Origin of the sequence: Vibrio sp. G-C-1, from assembly GCF_021728015.1 — a bacterium.
Classification (GTDB): domain Bacteria; phylum Pseudomonadota; class Gammaproteobacteria; order Enterobacterales; family Vibrionaceae; genus Vibrio; species Vibrio splendidus.
In genome coordinates this window covers 232,469-252,380 of sequence record NZ_JAKKCR010000003.1, presented here as the reverse complement: position 1 = coordinate 252,380, position 19,912 = coordinate 232,469, and the positions used below count along the sequence as shown (strand labels likewise).

Here is a 19,912-nt window from a genome sequence, read left to right as displayed (position 1 = left end):
CTTCTTGGTTATCGATAAATAATAAGCGTGAAGCGTGGTAATATGATGGCAGTATTCTAATGCACACAATTACCACTCTATGATTTTACCTGTCATCCTAGCTGGCGGCTCTGGAAGCCGCCTCTGGCCACTGTCTCGAGAGCTCTATCCTAAGCAATTCCTGAATATTGCTGGCGAACAGTCGATGCTTCAGCAAACACTTCAACGCCTGCAAGGTATCGACGCACACCTAACGGATAGCAGCTGCGATGCGCCATTCATTATCTGTAATGAAGAGCATCGTTTTATCGCTGCTGAACAAATTCGCTCAGCTAACGTCCTGCACAGTGGCATTTTGTTAGAACCTGTCGGTAGAAATACTGCGCCAGCCATCGCACTTGCAGCCTTGCAAGCTTTGACCAAGTCTCATGACACTAAAGGAGAAGCGGCTGACCCAATCTTATTAGTGCTTGCTGCCGACCATCACATAGCTAAAACCTCTGAATTCCAACAATCGATTAACCGTGGTGTTGATTACGCAAAACAAGGCAAACTGGTGACATTCGGTATAACCCCAAATGCTCCAGAGACTGGCTATGGCTACATCAAACAAGGGCAACCTCTTATCTCTAGCCTACAACTAGAAACCAACACTACAGACCAACCAACCCATTATGCTTACGACATTGAGTGCTTTGTAGAAAAGCCCGATAAAGCAACCGCAGAAGCATACATCCGCTCAGAACAGTACCTATGGAACAGTGGCATGTTCATGTTTAAGGCATCACGCTATCTTGAAGAACTCGCCGAACACCACCCCGAGATATTAGCGGCTTGTAAACTCGCTCTTGCAAAGCAAAATACCGACCTCGACTTTATCCGTATCGACGCTGAAGCATTCAAAAGCAGCCCAAGCGATTCCATCGATTATGCCGTGATGGAGAAAACCTCGCACGCAGCTGTGATCCCGATGGATGTTGGTTGGAATGATATTGGTTCGTGGTCTGCTATCTGGGATGTCAGTGATAAGGATGAGCACAACAACGTCATTGAGGGCGATGTGTTAACCGTCAACTCTCAACACAACTACATTCATGCGGAGAATAAGCTTGTCGCGACGGTAGGCGTCGAAAACCTCATTATTGTCGAAACAAAAGATGCAATATTGGTTGCAAACAAAGACAAAGTTCAGGGTGTTAAGTCAATTGTTAACCAGCTGAATCAGGCTGGTCGAACGGAGCATGTCCATCATCGCGAGGTCTTTAGGCCTTGGGGTAAATACGATGTGATTGATTTAGGAAAGCGAGACAAAGTTAAGCGTATCACCGTAAAAGCGGGTCATCAGCTTTCACTTCAGATGCATCATCATAGAGCGGAACATTGGGTAGTAGTAGCTGGCACTGCGAAAGTGACCAACGATGAGAAAACCTATCTCGTCAAAGAAGATCAATCGACTTACATCCCTTTAGGTCACATCCACTGCCTAGAGAACCCTGGCGAGACACCTCTTGAAATGATTGAAGTTCAAACCGGCAGCCATTTAAGTGAAGACGATATCATTCGATATCAAGACAGCTATGGGCGAGATGTTCGAAGCGAACAAGCTTCGTCGTCTCAGGAACAAAAAATCGAAATAGAAGCGGCGACAATCAAATGAAACCAACATTAGATCTTCGCTGCTTTAAGAACAACGACATTCGCGGCATCATTGGTAGCCAAATCAATGAGCCGTTTGCCTATCTGCTTGGAAAGGCGTTTGGTGAATATCTCCTGCTAGGAAATGCCAAGACTCCAAGTGCATGGCCTCCAGTCGTTATTGGTCGAGATAACCGTGAAACGTCTTTGTCACTGCAAGAAGCCATTACTGCAGGCTTAATCGAATCCGGGATAAGCGTCATTGATCTTGGGATGACTGGCACTGAAGAAGTCTACTTTGCGACTCGTCACCTAAAAGCGATTGGCGGAATACAAATCACAGCCAGCCATAACCCAATCAATTACAACGGAATGAAACTGGTCGGTGCTGACGCTAGTCCCATCAGTAAAAACAGTGGTTTAGATAAAATCAAACGGCGCATTAAAGAACTGTATCAAGAGCTGAACGCCGATTTATCTGTCAGTCATGTACAGCCAAATAACTCAGCCATATCGACCAGTATTCTCGTCCCTTATATAGACCACCTACTCTCCTACATAACACCTTCTAAACTTTCACCAATGAAGATTGTGGTTAACGCAGGAAACGGCGTTGCAGGACATGTCATTGATGCTTTAGAGAAGAAATTTAACGAACTCAGTGCCTCTATCACCTTCATCAAGGTTCACCATACTTCTGACGGAAATTTCCCTAATGGTATTCCCAATCCATTGATTATAGAAAACCAAATAGCGACTCGAAATGCTGTGCTAGAACATTCGGCCGATCTAGGGATTGCGTGGGATGGTGATTTTGACCGCTGCTTTTTCTTTGATGAAAAAGGCAATTATATTGAGGGTTACTATATTGTCGGGTTGCTCGCTGAAGCATTTTTGTTAAAAGAGTCTAACGCCACAGTGTTGCACGATATGCGTATGACATGGAACACGATTGAAGTCGCCAATAAGCTTGGTGGGAAGGCTGTTGCAGTCAAAGCTGGGCATGCGCTCATCAAAGAGAAGATGCGAGAATTAAACGCTGTGTACGGTGGTGAAATGAGTGCGCACCATTATTTCCGTGATTTTGGGTATTGCGATTCAGGAATGATTCCTTGGCTGCTTGTTATCGAACTGATGTCGAAAACTCAACAATCTCTTCACCAATTGACCAATTCGAGTATGGATAGATTTCCCTCTTCAGGAGAGATCAATCGTAGGGTTTCAGACCCAGAACAAGTCATGGCTTATGTGTTGTCGCACTATCAAGTTGATGCCGTTGAGATCGATCACACAGACGGGCTCAGCATGAATATGGGCACATGGCGCTTCAACTTAAGAAAGTCCAATACAGAGCCGTTGATACGCCTCAACGTGGAAACCAAGCAAGATAGAACTTTACTGTCACTTAAAGTCGACGAGTTACTATCTTTTCTCATTTAAGAGTACAAGGCACTTTCCGTTTACAACTAAGAACCACAAAAAAGCCCTTACTAGCGATTGCTAATAAGGGCTTTGAATTTTCAGTAGCTTAGTTGCTGGCTGTAATTAGTCTATTTGTTGCGACGAGCTTCAACAGCGTCTGCCAACTGGCGAAGTACTGTTTCAGTATCTGCCCAACCAATACATGCATCAGTAACAGATTGGCCGTAAGTTGCAGCTTTACCATCAACAAGATCTTGGCGACCTTCAACAAGGTGAGATTCAATCATCACACCAAAGATAGCTTTGTCGCCACCAGAGATTTGAGCACTAACGTCATCAGATACATTCATTTGACGCTTAAACTGCTTAGAGCTGTTTGCGTGGCTGAAGTCAATCATTACCTTTTGTGGAAGGCCTGACGCAGCTAGTTCTTCTTTGATTTTACCTACATGCTCAGCGCTGTAGTTTGGCTCTTTACCGCCACGTAAAATGATATGACAGTCAGGGTTACCCACTGTTTCAATAATTGCTGAGTGTCCGTACTTAGTCACAGATAAGAAGTGGTGCGAAGCACTTGCCGAACGAATAGCGTCTGTTGCGATCTTGATGTTGCCATCAGTACCATTCTTAAAGCCAACTGGGCAAGATAAGCCAGAAGCCAATTCACGGTGAACTTGAGATTCCGTAGTACGTGCGCCGATTGCACCCCAGCTGATTAAGTCAGCAACGTATTGAGGCGTGATCATATCTAGGAATTCACTTGCCGTCGGCATTCCCATATCAGTTAGGTCAAGCAGTAGCTTACGTCCAAGACGAAGACCATCATTTAGCTTGAACGTGTCGTTCATGTACGGGTCATTGATTAGACCTTTCCAACCAACGGTTGTACGTGGCTTTTCAAAGTAAACACGCATTACGATTTCAAGGTTATCGCCAAGTTCGTCGCGTAGCACTTTCAAACGTTTACCATACTCAAGAGCAGCTTCTGTATCATGAATAGAACATGGGCCAACAATAACAAGCAAGCGGTCGTCGCTTTCTTCTAAAATATTGTGGATCGCTTTGCGGCTTTCAAAGGTTGTAGAAGAAGCAACTTCTGTCGCTGGAAACTTTTCTAAAACAGCAACAGGTGGTAATAACTCTTTTACTTTGTTAATTCTTACATCATCAGTCTGGAACATTGCTTACTTCTTCCTTTTTTCTATCCTTGAGCTGAATGTACGTTGTCTCACGTAACTTTCTATCAGCACTAATCTTCTTGTTCCCTGTAACTTAACTAGTAAAAACTCTAGTTTCAATCACTAATTGAAAATAAACGCAATTTTTTTTGTGTTTTATATTAGAAACACCCTGTATAGTATTATTTACACACTATCGATTGCGTAATTTCAAGGAAGACAAGAGCTGCTATTCTTCAAGCTTCAGCATACATGTAGCATTGTGTAGCACTTGAAAACAAAAAAAGCTCACGTGATTAACGCAAGCTCTCTATTCAACTACATTCTTTTCAATGGTTTGACAACGCTATCAAGCCCTTCAATTTTCAGAGCAAGGCACAGTTTTAATAAGTCACCTAGCTCACCAGAGGGGAACCCTTTTTTGTCGAACCACAGCAAATATTCTTCAGGCAAGTCAATCAACGTACGACCAGCGTATTTACCAAATGGCATTTGCATTCTAGCAAGTTTAATCAGGTTCTCTTTCTCTAGCATTACAGGCTCTTTCTAAGCATCATCAATATTCTGTAGAGTATCACCTAAACGTTCAACCCAATAGTTGATCGCATCTTTGGCATCATCTAGCGAATCAATCATAGTTGAAAAGTCTTTGTTGCCTGCTTCTCGGTCGATCACAACAGAGTCATAGTCGTCTAACTTGGATTTCAATCGCTGCGCATCACGTAGCCCAATCCTTGCCCAAACTAAGTCAACACCTCCGTCAGGGCCTGGCTGAAAATCTTCATAACTGGTGAATTTAGTTGCGGTTTTAATTGGGCCGCCTGCACAACCAAACAAGAAGATGCTGGTTGCAACAAGCAAAAAGACTTTTAGAGGTTTCATGACGCACTTAGTTAAAATTAAGGAATTTAATTGAGTAAGTCATACCTTATATGAAAAGTTTGTAGAAAAGGGGAGTTAAAACTCAGAGCTAGCTTTAAAATTAATCATGCTGAACGGTGTGTGCATACTCTACGATTACCTGATTTCCTTCGATATAAGCATTTTGGATCTCACCATCAACGCTCATTCTACTTTTTAGGTAGACCACTTTAGGCCCTGACTCATTGCCTTCTTTAAGTGAAGGAAAAACATTCCTAGGCTCTAAATGAAGTAAACGACAAAAGTGACTAACGAAAGACATCGTTAATGGCGTCTCGCCTCTTAGCACTCTAGAGAAATCAAGCTGGTTCATTCCAAGCTTTTTTGAAAACTCCATCTGCGTAATACGCATTCTCGATTTTTGTGACATCCACGTTTGATATAACGCGTCTCTATCTAGTTCTGTGAATTCCATACCGACTCCTTTATATAATTCATACCAATCAATTGTCCGGCTTTTCATACATAGCATGTCAGGGTTTGGTTAGTGGAAACCAAAGGTTTGGTTTTGATATGTGCGCAATTGTCGTGCAGAACAAAACATCACAATCGAAAAGCATTCACAAAAGCGATTAGAGCAAATACTTTCTTCATTTATATCAATAATTTATACGTTAGCGAACTAAACATATAGCAAGTTAATTTGTATTAAGAATTAAAAGTTCGAGATTGGCATTCCACATTTCAATCTATTGATTCGCATTTATAAAACTGGTTGGCTACATTTCGCTTGCTCAAACGCACTTCTGGCAAACTATTTGAAAGAATAGGACGCAAAGCCACCGGTCTGTCGACAATTATTCTGTCTATGATAGCGGGGCCGCCACTTAATAGGATTTAAGTGTCAATGCATGCTGGAGTGTTCTCTTTTTTGTCGGCCAAATACAGTAAGGACAAATAATGAAACAACTCCCAAAAAAATCGCTCATCGCACTATCACTACTTAGCGTAAGTGGAGCAAGCTTCGGTCACGGTTATGTTTCGGCATACAATAATGGCGTTGCTGAGAGTCGTGTCGCCCTATGTAAGTTCCCAGCGAGTGATACACAACAAAAAAACACCAACTGTGGTGGTATCCAATATGAGCCACAAAGTGTGGAAGGCCCTGAAGGCTTCCCTGAAGTCGGCCCTGCAGATGGAAAAATTGCCAGCGCGCAATCATCTTTAGCGGCAGCGCTTGACGAGCAGACAGCCGATCGCTGGGTTAAACGCCCTATCAAATCTGGTTCTCAATACTTCGAGTGGACGTTCACTGCTAATCACAAGACTCACGACTGGAAATACTACATTACTCAACCAGACTGGAACCCAAACCAGCCTTTGGCACGCAGCTCTTTTGACTTAACGCCATTCTGTGTTGTTGAAGGAAATGGAGAACAACCACCGATGCAAGTCAGCCACTTGTGTAATGTGCCAGAACGCGAAGGTTATCAAGTGATCCTTGCGGTATGGGATGTGGGTGATACTGCAATGGCTTTCTACAACGTTATCGATGTGAAGTTTGATGGCGACGGCCCTATCATCCCGGATTGGGATCAAGGCGGTCAAATCAACCCAACACAAGACCTGAATGTTGGTGATGCTGTTTATACTCGCGTATTCGACCAATCCGGTGAGAACGCTTCATACAGCACTGAGCTTGTGATTGAAAGTTCTGAGCAAGGCAAAGCCAATAACTGGTCTTACGCTCTTTCTTCTCAAATCAATCAAGAGCAGACGCAAATCAAAGCAGGTCAATTGAACGACCAAGGCGATTTTGCGCCAGTATACGGCACGAACCCTGTTTATCTAAAAGCAGGTTCTGGCTTTAACAGTGTGGAAATCGGCTACAAGATTGATACTCCAGAACCAGAGCATGAGCTAGAAGTAACAGGTCTAGAGTCAGAGTACATTATCGATGAGAGCCAACCTACTCAGCTTGACCTTACGCTAGCGGCAACAGGCGATATCCAAGCCGAGCTTACCGTGTACAACCATCACCGTGAAGCACTTGCATCTCAGAAATCAGACCTAACAGACGGACAAGTTGAAGATATTCAACTGACTCTTTCTAAGTCAGAAGCTGGTCACCACATGCTTGTGGTTGTGACCAAAGATGACCAAGGTAACTTAGTTGATCAGAACACGCTTGATTTCCACCTTATGGACGAGCAAACGCCGCCACCAGCGGGCGACTACGACTTCGTTTTCCCAGAAAGCATTGAATATTACACTGCAGGAACAAAGGTTCTAAGCAGTGATGGTGGCGTTTATCAGTGTAAAGAGTTCCCATACTCTGGCTACTGTGTTCAATGGGCTCCAACAGCAACTCAGTACGAACCAGGTGTCGGTTCACACTGGCAAGATGCATGGAACAAAGTGGACTAATTGTTAGCGAGTTACTTACTTTCAAGTATGTGAGCTTGTGTAATTAGCCAAACAAAAACGGATGCCCAGAGCATCCGTTTTCTTATTCAGCAACAGCAGAAATGCGGTTATCAAAGTAGATAGTGGTCTGCCAACAGAGCCACAAACAAGATCATGAGATGATAGATAGAGAACTTAAAGGTCTTCATCGCCATATTAGGCTCATCACGATATTTCAGAACCCACGCGTGATAGACAAACCCACCGTTGAGCACCAAAGACGCGCTCAGATATATCCAACTGCTCATGCCAACTAATACTGGTAACACACACACGATGCTTAACAGCAAGGTATAGAGCAAAATTGAAGTCTTGGTGTATTCGATTCCGTGGGTCACGGGCAACATGGGAATATTGACCTTGGCATATTCGTCACGACGATGAATTGCCAACGCCCAGAAATGAGGAGGTGTCCAAATAAAGATGATCATCACCAACAACCAAGCATTTGAGTGCAATTCATTGGTAACCGCCGTCCAGCCCAATAGCGGAGGCATTGCACCAGCGATCCCTGCTATCACAATGTTTTGCGGCGTCGCTCGTTTTAAGTACATGGTATAAATCACTGCGTAACCCAATAAGCTTGCAAAGGTTAACCAAGCGGTGAGTTGATTGACCCACACCATTAACGTGGCAAAGCCAAGTAAGCCGATACCCGCTGCAAAGCTGAACACACGCACACTACTCAGTTCACCGGATGGTAAAGGGCGTCGATTTGTTCGAGTCATTTGCCCATCGATCTTTTTATCGATCAAGTGGTTGAATGCAGCCGCCGAACCTGCCATCAGCCCTATCCCAATCATCCCGAACACAGTTTGCTGTAAAGGTAATCCATTAGGCACAGCCAAACACATTCCAACCAATGCCGTTAGCAACATCAAAGCCACCACTTTAGGCTTGGTCAGCGTTAAATAAATTTTCCAAGTGGCTTTGTTTTTTATAGCAATTTCGTTACTTAAAGCTATGTCATTGTTGACTGCTATCTTATGAGTTAAGGCTGCGTCTTGAGCCACCACTTCATACTGTGTTGACGTTCTACTGACCATGATTACCTCCTTGTAATACACTGTTTTTCACCAAGCTCTCACTCGGTTTGTGTTGCCACACGACAAAATTGGTTACAACCATGCTGATGAGCAACATCGCTGCGACTAGGTTATGCAAAACCGCGACTGAGATTGGCAGATGAAACCATACATTACTGATCCCAAGGCTGATTTGAGTAAACAAGACTATTACGACAATCACGCTCAGCTTTTGGTGAGGCGCTTGGCCAAACTTCCATAACTGGTACACGATCATCAGCACCGTTAACGTAGCCACAATAGCCCCGAACCTGTGCATGACATGGATGGTAAGTCTTGCGGGATATTCCAACACTCCAAACTCATAGTTATCATGACCGTGTTGAGCAAAATCGAAGGCATTCTTGAAATCTAAATAGCTCATCCAGTTACCTTCACAAATCGGTAATTGAGTACACACCAAAGCGGCATAGTTTGACGATGTCCAGCCACCGAGCAGTATCTGCCCGATTACAATGAGTAATCCGAATAGTGCCGAGACTTTAAGTGGTGAAGAATAGGTAGCCTCACCAAAACGGCTTTGGAATTGAGACAAACGACAGTAGAGCAGACACAACAGTGACAGCAACGTGAAGCCCCCCATCAAATGCGCCATAACCACAACGGGCATCAACTTGAGAGTCACCGTCCACATTCCAAGCAAAGCCTGAAATATCACGGTTGCAGAGATAAGTAACGGAAGACCAGCAGCTGTTATATTCTTTTTAATACACCAAGCAACAACGACAAAGATAAGCAGCCCTAATGTTCCTGCAAAGTAGCGATGGATCATCTCTATCCAAGCTTTGTCTGCTTCGAGAGCTCGTTCTGGAAATTGTAGATTGGCTTGATTAACGGCTTGGGTATTCGAGGGAACGGTGATCTTTCCATAGCACCCAGGCCAGTCAGGACAGCCGAGGCCAGCATCAGACAAACGGGTATAAGCGCCGAGCACAATCACGGTAAGGGTTAACAAGATAGTTAATCTCATCATGTGCATGATTAAATCAGGGGCTTTATTCTGCATCGTTTATCTCCCTATACTTATTCCCTTTTCGCTAACAACACTCAGCATTAACGCAATCTGCTAAAGCTCATCAACTCAAGCTTATCAACTTAAGCTGATTAACTACCCAACTCGTGACAGCTTAAGCAGCTTTCTTAGATCATGAATCATGCCTTTAGATTGGCTGACTAGCTGCGAAGGATCAGAAACACTTTTGTATTCCATAACCAATTGCCCGAGTGGGTCAATTATGACAATGGAAGCGGGTGCAAACTCAGTACTTAATTGATCACCACCTGCTAACAAAGATAAATCAGGCTTGTTGAGCGAACCCGACAACGAGTTACCTTCTGAGACGAAAACAACGGCGGTCACTCGCTCTTTGTTTTTCCCTAGCGCCAAGTAACTTTGATTCAAATAATGGAGTTGTTGTTCGCATAAGCTTTCACACTCTGTGGGAGCGATATAACCCACAACCCAACCCTCTCCTGCCATGGGTACCGTTACGCCGAAATCCGCTAGCGTGACTCTTGGTTCTACCAATTCGCCTGAGTTAGTGACACCTGATGTATACCAATTCTGATCCAACACTGTTTTGGCGATAATGGCTGGCAAAGCGAAAATTAAAACGAGTCCGATTAATACCAAGCGTCCTTTAGTACGACTGCTTCTGAGCTCAGCCATGTTTGCCTCGGTACTTTCCCTGTTCACTTGTGCTTGAGACTTATCCATCGTTGTTCTCCGTGATAGGTGTCGCTTTTAGGTACCGATAGCCAATTAACAACATCAAAAACAAAAGTACCGCTGCCATTACAAACCATTGAAATGAGTAACCGAAGTGCTTCTCAGATTTCATTGCCGTCGGTCGCCATAACAACTCATAAGGCCACGATTCTAAGCCTTGCGGTTGGAAGACAAAGGGTAAAACGGCTTGTCCTGTGTACTCTGATAACGCTGTTATGTTGATGTTTTGAATTCTTTTAGGCGTTGTGTTTTCTAAACCCAACTCATGACTTAGAGGATTCACTGAACGAGTGTACAAACGCCCTGACATATTGGTTGGTAGTGTTGTGTTTCCTAGTTGTGGAAGCTCTCTTCTGTCATTACTTGCCGCAACGAACCCCAGATCGATCAATAACTGCTTTTCAGCCACTAAGGAATTGTTTTCATCTTTAAAGCGAACCTCACCCAACATGTAAATCACATAGCCTACCGTTCCTTGGTTAATCTGGTTGTCTAACAAAACCACTAAACCACTGGGTGTTTCCAGCTCCACGTCAACTCTCAAACCATTTAAAGACGGCAGTTTAGATGAGCCTTGCGCTTGTGTACGCGAGCCCTTCCATTCAGAGATAACCGCATCCAATGACCTAGACGATTGCTGCGCTCTTTCTGATAGTTGCTGTTCATAGCGTAATTTCTCGTTACCTCGATCTAACTGCCACAAACCCAACTTGATTAAAATGCCGACTGAAACCACAGTTAAAACAACCGCTATCCAAAAACCTTTACTGCGGAACTTGTGTTCATCATCAATCAATCGGTTTGGAGTTATCACTATGGCGTCATCTACCTTTGTGTTGTTGTTTAAAATTGTATTGGTCGCTTTGCTGTTTTTTATCGCTTTCAATTTGATGAAAGGTCTAATCCAAATCGCCTCAGGTAAACACAATGGCAAAAGACTGAGTCACTTCTTGGGTCGTCGAGTCATGTGGTCAGCCGTTGTCGTGCTACTGTTGTTACTGGCTTTAGGATCAGGAGTGATAACTCCCAACCCTCGCCCTTATTAATCCCCTATAGGCTCAACCGCTAAAGCACATAAACAAACACAAACAGCCCTAACCAAACCACATCAACAAAGTGCCAATACCAACTGCCCGCTTGGAACGCAAAGTGGTCTTTCGGAGTGAAATGGTCTTTCGCAACTCTTGCCAGTAACACAATCAAAAAAATCGTTCCCAAACAGACATGCAAACCATGGAATCCGGTCAATAAGAAGAAGGTATTGCCATAGATACCGGATTGAAGTGTCAGTCCCATCTCTTGATAAGCATGAAGGTACTCTTCAACTTGGAAGAACAGGAAGAAGCCAGCCAGAACAATGGTTATCTCTAGCCACACGATCAAAGCCATACGCTTGTTTTGTTCAAGACTGATATGTGCCATGTGCAGCGTCACAGAGGAAAGCAGCAGGATAATGGTGTTCTTAAGCGGGATACCTTGCCAAGGCATGGCTTGTGTCGTTACGCCATCAGGGGTAGTCGTTAATGGCCATATCGATTGGAACATCGGCCACAATACTTCATGGGTCATTTCATTATTACCCGCACCACCAATCCAAGGCACAGAAATCATACGAGCATAGAAAAGCGCGCCAAAGAAAGCGCCGAAGAACATAATTTCGGAGAAAATAAACCAACTCATTCCTTGTCTAAAAGAACGAGATATCTGCTCAGAATAGAGACCACTTAATGATTCTGTGATCACATTGCTTAACCAACCTGCGAGCATGTAAAGCAGCACAGCAAACCCGACTAACAACACCGCTTTGCCAAATACACCACCGGCTGCGTCGGTGCCCATATTTTGCACCGTCAAGCCAGCACCAACCGCGACCAAAAACAGTGCTACGGCACCCACCAATGGCCAGTGGCTTTGATGTGGAACGAAATAAACTTCCTTTTTAGAACTCATCGCTCAACTCCTTATGTTTATACTGGTTCTGTAAATCCCTAGTTACTTGCGAGTGTGCTCGCTTTTGGTGAGCCCGATTGTAGTGTGTTCAATGTTGATGTGCTCACTTCAGGCTTACTTGCCTCTCCACTCACCTGACTCGTAATGTTAAACAGCGCATAAGAGAGCGTAAGCGTATGTATCGATTCTGGAATATCGGGCTCGATGTAAAATATCAACCCCATTTCAGCGGTCTTGTACCCGTCCAATGGCTGCTGATTAAAACAAAAGCATTCCATCTTATTGAAGTAAGTTGCCCCCATACCTGGAGAAACCGATGGTACGGCTTGGCCAACCAATGAGGCTCCAGAGAGGTTTTTGGCAATGTAGTTAGTTTGAACCACCTCACCAGGATGAACCTCTAACACTCGAACCTCAGGCGCAAACTGCCATGGCATATCTGGCTTGATGTGGGACATGAATTCAACTCGAACCGTACGAGAGTAGTCAGGCTGCATTCCCTGAGGTTGAACTGCGGAAACGGTATTGGTTTTACCATTGATCCCTAAAGCCTCACACATCACATCGTAGAGCGGCACCAAAGCGAAACCGAAGCCAAACATCGCAACTACACTCAACACCAAGTAGCCCGTCAGCTTTTTAGTCGATCGCTTATTAGACAGGCGCTTTGGTTGCTTTTTATCTTGATTGGGATCGCTTTGCTTATCACTCATAGCTCATCCCTCTAATCCACTTTAGGTGGATGAGTAAAGGTGTGGTGAGGCGCAGGGCTTGGTACTGTCCACTCAAGTCCTTCAGCTCTGTCCCAAGGCTTGCTTGGTGCAGGCTCTCCGCCTCTTACGCACTTAATCGCTAGCCATAAGAAAATCAGCTGAGACAACCCAAAGGCAAAACCACCAATCGACACCACTTGGTTAACGTCGGCGAACTGAATCGCGTAATCAGGAATACGACGCGGCATGCCCGCTAGTCCTAAAAAGTGCATCGGGAAGAACAGTACATTGACTGAAATTACCGACGTCCAGAAATGCCACAGACTGAGCTTGTGGTCGTACATATGCCCAGTCCATTTCGGCAGCCAGTAATAGGCGGCGGCCATAATTGAGAACACAGCACCTGTCACCAGAACATAGTGGAAATGAGCCACAACAAAGTAGGTATCGTGGTATTGGAAATCAGCTGGCACGATAGCGAGCATCAATCCAGATAAACCACCAATCGTAAACAGAACAATGAAGGCAATCGCAAACAGCATTGGCGTCTCAAAGGTCAAAGCACCCCGCCACATGGTTGCCACCCAGTTGAAGACTTTCACACCGGTCGGCACAGCGATCAGCATGGTGCAATACATGAAGAACAATTCTGCAAATACTGGCATACCCGTGGTGAACATGTGGTGCGCCCAAACCAAGAATGACAGCAATGCGATACTACAGGTCGCATAAACCATAGAGTGATAACCAAACAGGCGCTTACCACTGAATGCAGGGATAATGGCTGAGACAATACCAAAAGACGGCAAGATCATGATGTACACTTCGGGGTGCCCAAAGAACCAGAATATGTGCTGGAACATCACCGGGTCCCCACCACCTGCGGCATCAAAGAAGCTAGTCCCAAAATATTTGTCGGTCAGCACCATGGTCACCGCCCCCGCGAGCACGGGCATCACTGCTATCAGCAAGAAAGCGGTAATTAACCAAGTCCATACGAACATCGGTAGCTTGAACCAAGTCATGCCCGGCGCGCGCATATTAACAATGGTTACGATCACGTTAATCGCCCCCATGATCGAGCTGATCCCCATAATATGAACTGAGAATACGAATAGCGCGGTACTGTCTGGGCCATAAGTTGTCGAAAGTGGCGCGTAGAAGGTCCAACCAAAACTTGGGCCGCCTCCCTCAGTAAACAAAGATCCGATCAAGATTAGAAAAGCAAAAGGCAGAATCCAGAAGCTGAGGTTGTTCATTCTCGGTAACGCCATATCTGGAGCACCGATCATCATCGGGATCATCCAGTTAGCCAAGCCCGTAAATGCTGGCATCACGGCACCGAATACCATGATCAAGCCGTGGACAGTGGTCATCTGATTAAAAAAATCTGGCTCAACAAGTTGCAACCCGGGTTGGAATAGCTCAGCACGGATCACCATAGCCATGGCACCACCCGTTAAGAACATCGCAAAGCTGAACCACAGATAAAGTGTACCGATGTCTTTATGATTGGTTGAGTAAAGCCAACGAGCCCAGCCTTTAGGTGCTGCATGTAAGTCGTGATCGTCAACAGGCAAATCATCATTGCCCAGCGTACCTTCCGCAGAATGGCTCAGAACTTGGTCTTCTGCAGGAGCCGATTTCACCGGCTTATTGATTGGTGAACTCATAACTGCTCCTTAGCATCGTTTTGTGCTTGATCCGTTGAGCCTTGCGTTTCGTCCGTTGAACCTTGTTCGTCAGCTGCTTGGCCTCCGCCTTCTTGCTTGGCTTTATAAGCGTTCACATCTGAAGCCTGAACAATATCGCCGGTATCATTACCCCAAGCGTTTCGCTGGTAGGTCACTACCGCTGCGATCTCTTTCTCGGTTAACTGATTATCAAACGCCTGCATCGCCGTTCCCCCACGACCATAAACAATGGTGTCGATATGAACACCCACATCGCCAAGCGCAATAGGGCTTCCTTTGATGGCAGGAAATGCTCCAGGGATACCTTCGCCATTCACTTGGTGACAAACTGCACAACGAGTTTTATATACCTCTTCGCCAATAGTATTGAGCTCTGCCAAAGAAAGTGACGCATCTAATGCATCTTGCGCGGCTTGTTGTGCGGTTATCGCCAATTCTTTCTGGTCCGCTAACCATGTATCAAACTCGTTTTCCTCCATAGCCTGTACCACTATCGGCATGAAGCCATGAGCACGACCACATAACTCAGCACACTGGCCTCGATAAACACCGGGCTCATCTATCTTTGTCCAAGCTTCATTGATAAAGCCCGGAATGGTATCTTTCTTAACGGCAAATGCTGGCACCCACCATGAATGAATAACATCATCGGAAGTCATCAAAAAGCGGACTTTACGATTGATAGGCAGTACAAGCGGCTTATCAACCTCTAGCAGGTAATGCGCGCCTTTCACTTCAATGCCTTCAATCTCTTTATCGCTGGTCGCTAAAAGGCTGAAAAACTCAACATCTTCGCCAAAGTAGCTGTAGTGCCACTTCCATTGCGAGCCTGTAATTTTGATAGTGAGTTCTGATTGAGAGGTGTCTTCCATCGCAATCAAAGTCTTGGTCGCAGGTATGGCCATAGCGATGAGGATAATAATAGGAATGATGGTCCAAAGGATTTCGACTTTCGTACTTTCGTGAAAATGAGCAGCAACCGCCCCCTTCGACTTTCGGTGTCTCAAAATTGAATAAAACATCACACCAAAAACAACAAAAGCAATCGCACAGCAGATGTAGAAGATCAGCATATGAAGTTCGTGTACCTTACCGCTGATCTCAGTGACACCTTGAGTCATGTTGTATTCAGTGCTGGCATGCACCAAAGGCGATACCAAAACCACAACAAAACTTTTCAAAAGCCACCCTAGCCTAACCAGTAATCTTTTCAAAAGATCTCTCCTTATCCTTCCTAATTGGATACTTGCGACCTAAATGTCGTTGCGAGCTGTGTTTCGTTGCGAGCTGAACAACATTCATTGTTATCCCAGCTGCAAATGAAAGGCTGAATCTCAATCTACAACTCACATGGAACTAGCCTGTAAACGGGCTGCTGACCTCATATCAACCTAAGATCTAATACGGCTCATAAGCGTTGGAAGTTTCCATGAAAGATTCAAAAACGGCGAATTTGTTAAATTTTGTTATATTTATGTAAAAGGCTAGTTAGTGATATCCAATTGTTCAAGGTAAGTTTACTTATTAAACAGTCAATTATTGAGAGTGGCTTAATCCACGTGCCCTCGCCGTTATAAATTATTTTATATTGAGTTTTACGATTGCTTTCATGGAAATGATAATCAATATCACTTAAATTAGATCAACAGTAAGTCATACCGACATTAAAAGGTTTAGTGATTATGCAAGATGCAATGAACTGGTTAGCGAGAGACCCAGACCCAAGAACTCGTGAAGAGCTTCAACACCTCATTGATGAGGGAATGCACGACGAACTAGAAGACCGCTTTATTCAACGATTAGAATTCGGAACCGCAGGGTTAAGAGGCAAAGTAGGATGCGGTCCAAATAGAATGAATCGCTTGGTGATACAAGAAACGGCAACGGGCCTTGGCCATTACTTGATTGAACATGTCGCCAATGCCTCGATTCGTGGCGTCGTTGTGGGTTATGACGGGCGTTTAGATTCAAAGCAATTCGCAATTGATACGGCTTCTGTGCTCACCGCTTTGGGCATTAAGGTGTACCTAACCTCCGATGTCGCTGCAACACCTATCGTTGCTTTTGGTATTGAGCATTTCAACGCGGCTGCCGCTGTTGTTGTTACGGCGAGCCACAACCCGCCGGAATACAATGGGTTCAAAGTATACTGGGAGAATGGCGCTCAAATCATTCCCCCTCACGATGCAGGTATTGCCGGCGAAATCGATATCGCATCGACCAAGCCGATCCCTTTAATGAGCCTAAGTGATGCCGAAACACAAGGTAAACTAGTGTGGTTAACTGAGGGTTATTATCAAACGTACCGTGCTGCTATTAATCAAAGTCCGTACGTGAATAACGCTCTTGAATCGGCGAATACCACCATCACCTACACAGCAATGCATGGGGTGGGTGCAAAAATGGCGGAAGATCTTCTTCACGATGCTGGATTTCACAAAGTCTTCAGTGTGGCCGAACAAAGAGAGCCTGATGGCAACTTCCCAACCGTGAACTTCCCGAATCCAGAAGAAAAAGGGGCAATGGATCTCGTGGTTAACTTAGCAAAAAGTGTTGATGCCGACATTGCTTGCGCCAATGATCCAGATGCAGACCGATTTGCCGTTGCGGTTAGAACCGACGATACAGCTAGAACTGACGATGCTTCCTATAAAATGCTAACGGGCGATCAAGTCGGTGTGCTATTCGCGCATTATTTACTCTCAAAGCCGCATACCAAAAATCAGCTAGTTGGTAACAGCATCGTCTCTTCAACTCTGCTTGAAAAAGTGGCTCAATCCCACGGTGCGACTTACTTCCAAACGCTAACGGGCTTTAAATGGTTGGCGAATATTGGGATGCAGTTGGAGGATGAGCAGAATGAGTTCTTGTTCGCCTATGAAGAAGCGTTAGGCTACACAATTGGTACCCAAGTACGAGATAAAGATGGGCTGTCTGCTATCGTCGTGTTTGCTCAATTGGTTGAAGAGTTGAAATCTCAAGGTCGAACGGTTTGGGATCTTCTCGCTCAGATTTCATTTGAACATGGTGTTCATACCAACGCGCAGCGAAGCATTGCTCTTGACCCGGATTCACCGTCGATTGGTTCTAAACTCAGAGCGGCACAACCTAAAGCAATAAACGGTGTTGCTATCTCGGTGATTGAAGATCTGCAGTCTTCTTTACGCTTCGTCATTGGTGGCAATACTGAAGCGATTAACCTGCCTTCAAGTGATGTTCTCATCTATCACCTAGAAGATGGCACACGCATTATCGTCCGACCTTCAGGCACAGAACCAAAAGTGAAAGTCTATTATGAGACGGTAACAAAGTTCGAAGGAACAGAAACATACGAAGACACTCGCCTACGCGGTGAAGAAGACATGAGTAAACTGATTGAACAGCATCAACAAGAGTTGAACTCATAGCAGTTAACATGTTCAGCATGTAACGGTTAAATATAAAAAATGGACGCTCGAAGCGTCCATTTTTGTCTCAGCGGCTAGCCGCGAGAAGATATCTGATTTGATTCGTCTACGAAGTAAAGAAAGAAGACAACATCCAGATAGCCAACACGATGAAGACTCCGCCCATCACTTTCTGTTGATAGGTACGAAACTTAGCATTTTCTACCAGAGACTTACCAATCGTACCCACTAAAGCCACCAGCAAAAAGTTGAACGTTAAACCGAGAACATTCAGCAATAAGCCCAGAACAAGCATCTGCTCACCAGAAGTCGCTTCAATATTCGTCGACACAAACTGTGGTAAGAACATCACAAAGAAAACCAACGCTTTAGGGTTAAGCAGGTTACTAATCAATGCTCGTTGATAGTAGGCTTTTGCAGCAAAGTTGTCGCTTAACTCAGGCGCATTGCCCTGCTCTGTTCGAAGACAATCCCACCCCATTTTTAATAAGTAGGTACCGCCTAACAAATGAAGGGCTTTTAAAGCCACTGGACTCATCGCAATCAATGCTGAAACACCCATTGCTGCTAATACTGTCAGGATAATTCCAGAAGTCGCGTTACCCAAACTTGCAAACACACCAACCTTGCGGCCATAGCTCATACTTGAGCTCGCGATGAGTAACATATCAGGGCCAGGTAAAAGGAGAAGTGCAACAACGGCAGTCAGGTAAACAGGTAGGATGGTTAAATCGATCATGGGTTTCAGTATTGATAAAAACGGAGGCGGATTTTATATCAATTACCAACACCCTTCCAGATGCAATTGGTTGTAGGATGGTAAAATATTCGAATTAAATACCATCAACGAACAATAAAGTGAATTTATTAACCAAATAGAAAAGACTACTTAACTTGCTACCCACTCGATCTCAATCAATGTCGTTTCACCACACTTTAGGCGGCCAAGGAAGATATCACCTCGATGGACCTCACCAACACCTTTTGGGGTACCTGTCATTACGACATCGCCATCAAGCAAAGTCGTGTAAGAAGAGAGCTCTTCTAGGATAGTTTGTGGAGAATACAGCATCTGCTCAACGTGACCCTTTTGAACGCGGACACAGTTAATAAATAGTTCTAGGTTTAAGTCAGAGAGATCAAAATTATCAACGGGAACAAAGCGACTAAAGACAGCGGAACCATCAAAGGCTTTGGCACGCTCCCAAGGTAAACCTTTGGCTTTTAAACTGCTTTGCAACTCACGCTTAGTAAGATCTAAACCGAATCCCACAGCAGAGTATTCACCTTTTTCAACAATAAAACAGATTTCTGCTTCGTAGTGCAGCGCTTCTTGATGAAAAGAAGACAGAGAGGAAGTAACGCTGGTGCTTGGCTTATTGAAAACCACCATAGAGTCAGGGATCGCATTGTTAAGTTCTTCAATGTGATCGACATAGTTACGCCCAACACACAGTACTTTTGTTGGGGTTGCTGTTCGTTTCGAATTCATCAATTGTTTCTGATCTACAACGCTGCTCATAGTTTATCCCTGAACTATTTTTAGAGAGCAGAGTTTAGCGCATCATAAAATGAGAGTCTTCGACAAGATGATTACCGATCTCTAAATTCTGATCTTGAGCTCAATTCATTGATTTGAATACTTTTAGGTAAATATCGGTGTATATCTCGACCTACCCTCCAGAAATAGAGTCATCGGCTTACATAAATTAGAGAAAATGAAACTAAAGTAGGCAGTTAAATTTGAAGAGCATTAAAACGAAAGAAGCCCTCTCAAACCAAAAGGCTTGAGA

At 44.5% G+C, this 19,912-nt stretch carries 19 protein-coding genes and 1 riboswitch; of the genes, 5 read left to right on the top strand and 14 right to left on the bottom strand.

What is annotated here, in order from left to right:
• The first annotated feature begins 79 nt into the window (after window positions 1–79).
• Both L3V36_RS06490 and L3V36_RS06485 read left to right on the top strand, forming a co-directional pair.
• Window positions 80–1,636, top strand: a complete 1,557-nt coding sequence (locus L3V36_RS06490; RefSeq protein WP_208774694.1) for a mannose-1-phosphate guanylyltransferase/mannose-6-phosphate isomerase — start codon at window positions 80–82, stop codon at window positions 1,634–1,636.
• Window positions 1,633–3,054: a phosphomannomutase CpsG gene (locus tag L3V36_RS06485; protein WP_102446804.1), complete on the top strand. Its 1,422-nt coding sequence runs from the start codon at window positions 1,633–1,635 to the stop codon at window positions 3,052–3,054. Before L3V36_RS06490 ends, L3V36_RS06485 begins: the two co-directional genes overlap by 4 nt.
• Window positions 3,055–3,164: 110 nt before the next feature.
• Here the strand turns inward: L3V36_RS06485 and aroG are convergent, their stop codons facing one another.
• The 4 genes from aroG to L3V36_RS06465 form a co-directional block, all read right to left on the bottom strand.
• Window positions 3,165–4,217: a 3-deoxy-7-phosphoheptulonate synthase AroG gene (aroG, locus tag L3V36_RS06480; RefSeq protein ID WP_004730106.1), complete on the bottom strand. Its 1,053-nt coding sequence runs from the start codon at window positions 4,215–4,217 to the stop codon at window positions 3,165–3,167.
• 315 nt (window positions 4,218–4,532) lie between these two features.
• Window positions 4,533–4,748, bottom strand: coding sequence for a DUF3820 family protein (locus L3V36_RS06475; protein ID WP_004730103.1), 216 nt, complete (start codon window positions 4,746–4,748; stop codon window positions 4,533–4,535).
• A 12-nt stretch (window positions 4,749–4,760) separates the two neighbouring features.
• Complete coding sequence (locus tag L3V36_RS06470) at window positions 4,761–5,096, bottom strand: hypothetical protein (RefSeq protein ID WP_102446805.1); 336 nt, start codon at window positions 5,094–5,096, stop codon at window positions 4,761–4,763.
• Between the two features lie 100 nt (window positions 5,097–5,196).
• Window positions 5,197–5,550: a hypothetical protein gene (locus tag L3V36_RS06465; RefSeq protein WP_017066796.1), complete on the bottom strand. Its 354-nt coding sequence runs from the start codon at window positions 5,548–5,550 to the stop codon at window positions 5,197–5,199.
• A gap of 323 nt (window positions 5,551–5,873) precedes the next feature.
• Window positions 5,874–5,963, top strand: a riboswitch (cyclic di-GMP riboswitch).
• 72 nt (window positions 5,964–6,035) lie between these two features.
• On the opposite strand from L3V36_RS06465, the gene gbpA reads away from it, so the two are divergent.
• Complete coding sequence (gene gbpA / locus L3V36_RS06460) at window positions 6,036–7,502, top strand: N-acetylglucosamine-binding protein GbpA (protein WP_102446806.1); 1,467 nt, start codon at window positions 6,036–6,038, stop codon at window positions 7,500–7,502.
• A 110-nt stretch (window positions 7,503–7,612) separates the two neighbouring features.
• Here gbpA and cyoE read toward each other — a convergent pair whose 3' ends face one another.
• The 4 genes from cyoE to L3V36_RS06440 form a co-directional block, all read right to left on the bottom strand.
• On the bottom strand, window positions 7,613–8,587 hold the full coding sequence (cyoE, locus tag L3V36_RS06455; RefSeq protein ID WP_009845656.1) for a heme o synthase: 975 nt from the start codon (window positions 8,585–8,587) through the stop codon (window positions 7,613–7,615).
• Window positions 8,577–9,632 (bottom strand): COX15/CtaA family protein, encoded by a 1,056-nt coding sequence (locus L3V36_RS06450; protein WP_208774692.1) that lies wholly within the window; start codon window positions 9,630–9,632, stop codon window positions 8,577–8,579. Before L3V36_RS06450 ends, cyoE begins: the two co-directional genes overlap by 11 nt.
• 102 nt (window positions 9,633–9,734) lie before the next feature.
• Window positions 9,735–10,343: a hypothetical protein gene (locus tag L3V36_RS06445; RefSeq protein ID WP_208774690.1), complete on the bottom strand. Its 609-nt coding sequence runs from the start codon at window positions 10,341–10,343 to the stop codon at window positions 9,735–9,737.
• Window positions 10,336–11,283: an SURF1 family protein gene (locus L3V36_RS06440; protein ID WP_346656342.1), complete on the bottom strand. Its 948-nt coding sequence runs from the start codon at window positions 11,281–11,283 to the stop codon at window positions 10,336–10,338. Before L3V36_RS06440 ends, L3V36_RS06445 begins: the two co-directional genes overlap by 8 nt.
• Here L3V36_RS06440 and L3V36_RS06435 point away from each other — a divergent pair.
• Window positions 11,171–11,401, top strand: a complete 231-nt coding sequence (locus tag L3V36_RS06435) for a DUF2909 family protein (protein WP_029203703.1) — start codon at window positions 11,171–11,173, stop codon at window positions 11,399–11,401. The genes L3V36_RS06440 and L3V36_RS06435 overlap by 113 nt on opposite strands.
• A gap of 19 nt (window positions 11,402–11,420) precedes the next feature.
• Here L3V36_RS06435 and L3V36_RS06430 read toward each other — a convergent pair whose 3' ends face one another.
• The 4 genes from L3V36_RS06430 to coxB are packed head-to-tail and all read right to left on the bottom strand — an operon-like array spanning window position 11,421 to window position 15,926.
• On the bottom strand, window positions 11,421–12,305 hold the full coding sequence (locus L3V36_RS06430) for a cytochrome c oxidase subunit 3 (protein ID WP_208774686.1): 885 nt from the start codon (window positions 12,303–12,305) through the stop codon (window positions 11,421–11,423).
• A 38-nt stretch (window positions 12,306–12,343) separates the two neighbouring features.
• Window positions 12,344–13,018 (bottom strand): cytochrome c oxidase assembly protein, encoded by a 675-nt coding sequence (locus L3V36_RS06425; protein WP_208774684.1) that lies wholly within the window; start codon window positions 13,016–13,018, stop codon window positions 12,344–12,346.
• Window positions 13,019–13,029: 11 nt separating this feature from the next.
• Window positions 13,030–14,691: a cytochrome c oxidase subunit I gene (ctaD, locus tag L3V36_RS06420; protein WP_208774682.1), complete on the bottom strand. Its 1,662-nt coding sequence runs from the start codon at window positions 14,689–14,691 to the stop codon at window positions 13,030–13,032.
• Window positions 14,688–15,926, bottom strand: a complete 1,239-nt coding sequence (gene coxB, locus L3V36_RS06415) for a cytochrome c oxidase subunit II (RefSeq protein WP_208774681.1) — start codon at window positions 15,924–15,926, stop codon at window positions 14,688–14,690. Before coxB ends, ctaD begins: the two co-directional genes overlap by 4 nt.
• A gap of 468 nt (window positions 15,927–16,394) precedes the next feature.
• Between coxB and L3V36_RS06410 the strand changes: the two genes are divergently transcribed.
• Entirely contained in the window at window positions 16,395–18,119 is a 1,725-nt protein-coding gene (locus L3V36_RS06410; RefSeq protein ID WP_208774679.1) for a phospho-sugar mutase, read from the top strand.
• 106 nt (window positions 18,120–18,225) lie between these two features.
• On the opposite strand, the gene L3V36_RS06405 is transcribed toward L3V36_RS06410, so the two are convergent.
• Both L3V36_RS06405 and L3V36_RS06400 read right to left on the bottom strand, forming a co-directional pair.
• Window positions 18,226–18,858: a LysE family translocator gene (locus L3V36_RS06405; RefSeq protein WP_102446815.1), complete on the bottom strand. Its 633-nt coding sequence runs from the start codon at window positions 18,856–18,858 to the stop codon at window positions 18,226–18,228.
• A gap of 150 nt (window positions 18,859–19,008) precedes the next feature.
• Entirely contained in the window at window positions 19,009–19,641 is a 633-nt protein-coding gene (locus L3V36_RS06400; protein WP_004730071.1) for a fumarylacetoacetate hydrolase family protein, read from the bottom strand.
• Between the last annotated feature and the right edge of the window lie 271 nt (window positions 19,642–19,912).

What these genes read in the sequence shown, in the direction of transcription:
- L3V36_RS06490 (WP_208774694.1), top strand. Translation starts at nt 80, where the DNA reads ATGATTTTACCTGTCATCCTAGCTGGCGGCTCTGGAAGCCGCCTCTGG.
- L3V36_RS06485 (WP_102446804.1), top strand. Translation starts at nt 1,633, where the DNA reads ATGAAACCAACATTAGATCTTCGCTGCTTTAAGAACAACGACATTCGC.
- aroG (WP_004730106.1), bottom strand. Translation starts at nt 4,217, where the DNA reads ATGTTCCAGACTGATGATGTAAGAATTAACAAAGTAAAAGAGTTATTA.
- L3V36_RS06475 (WP_004730103.1), bottom strand. Translation starts at nt 4,748, where the DNA reads ATGCTAGAGAAAGAGAACCTGATTAAACTTGCTAGAATGCAAATGCCA.
- L3V36_RS06470 (WP_102446805.1), bottom strand. Translation starts at nt 5,096, where the DNA reads ATGAAACCTCTAAAAGTCTTTTTGCTTGTTGCAACCAGCATCTTCTTG.
- L3V36_RS06465 (WP_017066796.1), bottom strand. Translation starts at nt 5,550, where the DNA reads ATGGAATTCACAGAACTAGATAGAGACGCGTTATATCAAACGTGGATG.
- gbpA (WP_102446806.1), top strand. Translation starts at nt 6,036, where the DNA reads ATGAAACAACTCCCAAAAAAATCGCTCATCGCACTATCACTACTTAGC.
- cyoE (WP_009845656.1), bottom strand. Translation starts at nt 8,587, where the DNA reads ATGGTCAGTAGAACGTCAACACAGTATGAAGTGGTGGCTCAAGACGCA.
- L3V36_RS06450 (WP_208774692.1), bottom strand. Translation starts at nt 9,632, where the DNA reads ATGCAGAATAAAGCCCCTGATTTAATCATGCACATGATGAGATTAACT.
- L3V36_RS06445 (WP_208774690.1), bottom strand. Translation starts at nt 10,343, where the DNA reads ATGGATAAGTCTCAAGCACAAGTGAACAGGGAAAGTACCGAGGCAAAC.
- L3V36_RS06435 (WP_029203703.1), top strand. Translation starts at nt 11,171, where the DNA reads ATGGCGTCATCTACCTTTGTGTTGTTGTTTAAAATTGTATTGGTCGCT.
- L3V36_RS06430 (WP_208774686.1), bottom strand. Translation starts at nt 12,305, where the DNA reads ATGAGTTCTAAAAAGGAAGTTTATTTCGTTCCACATCAAAGCCACTGG.
- L3V36_RS06425 (WP_208774684.1), bottom strand. Translation starts at nt 13,018, where the DNA reads ATGAGTGATAAGCAAAGCGATCCCAATCAAGATAAAAAGCAACCAAAG.
- ctaD (WP_208774682.1), bottom strand. Translation starts at nt 14,691, where the DNA reads ATGAGTTCACCAATCAATAAGCCGGTGAAATCGGCTCCTGCAGAAGAC.
- L3V36_RS06410 (WP_208774679.1), top strand. Translation starts at nt 16,395, where the DNA reads ATGCAAGATGCAATGAACTGGTTAGCGAGAGACCCAGACCCAAGAACT.
- L3V36_RS06405 (WP_102446815.1), bottom strand. Translation starts at nt 18,858, where the DNA reads ATGATCGATTTAACCATCCTACCTGTTTACCTGACTGCCGTTGTTGCA.
- L3V36_RS06400 (WP_004730071.1), bottom strand. Translation starts at nt 19,641, where the DNA reads ATGAGCAGCGTTGTAGATCAGAAACAATTGATGAATTCGAAACGAACA.